At 53.2% G+C, this 1,342-nt stretch carries 1 rRNA gene (cut by a window edge); it reads right to left on the bottom strand.

The features are described 5' to 3' along the window. Positions 1 to 14: 14 nt before the first annotated feature. Positions 15 to 1,342: ribosomal RNA gene (locus AB5213_RS16910) — 23S ribosomal RNA — on the bottom strand (its annotated part continues 1,491 nt past the right edge of the window); the annotation flags it as partial.

Below are 1,342 nucleotides of genomic sequence, written 5' to 3'. Positions count from 1 at the left end.
CCTGTCCTACCTTCTTGGTTATGCCCTCGACCGATTAGTAACAGTCAGCTCCATGCATTACTGCACTTCCACCTCTGCCCTATCTACCTTGTCGTCTTCAAGGGGTCTTACAACTTGCGTTGGGATATCTCATCTTGAGGGGGGCTTCACGCTTAGATGCCTTCAGCGTTTATCCCTTCCTGACTTGGCTACTCTGCCATGCTCCTGGCGGAACAACAGATACACCAGCGGTCAGTCCAGCCCGGTCCTCTCGTACTAAGGCCAGCTCCTCTCAAATATCCTACGCCCACGCCGGATAGGGACCGAACTGTCTCACGACGTTCTGAACCCAGCTCGCGTACCGCTTTAATGGGCGAACAGCCCAACCCTTGGGACCTACTTCAGCCCCAGGATGCGATGAGCCGACATCGAGGTGCCAAACCACTCCGTCGATGTGAACTCTTGGGAGTGATAAGCCTGTTATCCCCAGGGTAGCTTTTATCCGTTGAGCGATGGCAATCCCACTTTATACCACCGGATCACTAAGTCCTACTTTCGTACCTGCTCCACCCGTCGGTGTCGCAGTCAAGCTCCCTTCTGCCTTTGCACTCTTCGAATGGTTTCCAACCATTCTGAGGGAACCTTTGAGCGCCTCCGATACCCTTTCGGAGGCGACCGCCCCAGTCAAACTCCCCGCCTGACATTGTCCCCCAGCCGGGTCACGGCTGCTGGTTAGAAATCCAATACTGCAAGGGTGGTATCCCAACAGCGGCTCCGCATCAACTGGCGTCAATGCTTCTTCGCCTCCCACCTATCCTGTACATACAATATCGAATCCCAGTATCAAGCTGGAGTAAAGCTCCATGGGGTCTTTCCGTCCTGGCGCAGGTAACCAGCATCTTCACTGGTATTTCAATTTCACCGGGTGCATTGTTGAGACAGTGCCCAAATCATTACGCCTTTCGTGCGGGTCGGAACTTACCCGACAAGGAATTTCGCTACCTTAGGACCGTTATAGTTACGGCCGCCGTTTACTGGGGCTTAAGTTCAAAGCTTCGCTTGCGCTAACCTCTCCCCTTAACCTTCCAGCACCGGGCAGGCGTCAGCCCATATACTTCACCTTACGGTTTTGCATAGACCTGTGTTTTTGCTAAACAGTTGCTTGGGCCAATTCTCTGCGGCCAGCTCTCACTGGCACTCCTTCTCCCGAAGTTACGGAGTCATTTTGCCGAGTTCCTTAACAATGCTTCTCCCGTCGGCCTTAGGATTCTCTCCTCACCTACCTGTGTCGGTTTACGGTACGGGTACAGTACAAACAATAGCGGCTTTTCTTGGCAGCTGGCTCACACATTTCCCTACTTTA

The sequence above is a fragment of the Coprococcus sp. RTP21204st1_G4_RTP21204_210225 genome, from assembly GCF_040915385.1.
GTDB lineage: Bacteria > Bacillota > Clostridia > Lachnospirales > Lachnospiraceae > Allocoprococcus > Allocoprococcus comes.
The sequence above is the reverse complement of the archived record's forward strand: the minus strand, read 5'-3'. Positions and strand labels throughout refer to the sequence as shown.